The following is a 223-nucleotide window of genomic DNA, read 5'->3' as shown; positions in this document are numbered from 1 at the left end:
GTCGCTCGAAGACGCGGCCCGGGTCGTGGTGTTGCGCAGCCGGGCGCTGCGGAAGGTGTCGGGCGGCGGGATGCTGTCGGTCGGCGTCGGCGCCGAGCGGGCCGCTGAACTCGTCGAGGCCGATGGCCGGTTGTCGTTGGCGGCGGTCAACGGCCCGTCCAGCGTGGTGCTGTCGGGCGACACCGAGGCCCTGGCCGCTGTGGTGGAGCGGTGCGAGCGCGAG

Annotated in this window: 1 protein-coding gene; it reads left to right on the top strand. The window is 74.9% G+C overall.

What is annotated here, in order from left to right; translation table 11 throughout:
* Nucleotides 1-223: acyltransferase domain-containing protein (locus VM95_RS38365; protein ID WP_045706466.1), on the top strand; the 223-nt coding region annotated here is incomplete at both ends.

Source organism: Streptomyces rubellomurinus, from assembly GCF_000961885.1.
GTDB classification, from domain to species: domain Bacteria; phylum Actinomycetota; class Actinomycetes; order Streptomycetales; family Streptomycetaceae; genus Kitasatospora; species Kitasatospora rubellomurina.
The sequence above is the reverse complement of the archived record's forward strand: the minus strand, read 5'-3'. Positions and strand labels throughout refer to the sequence as shown.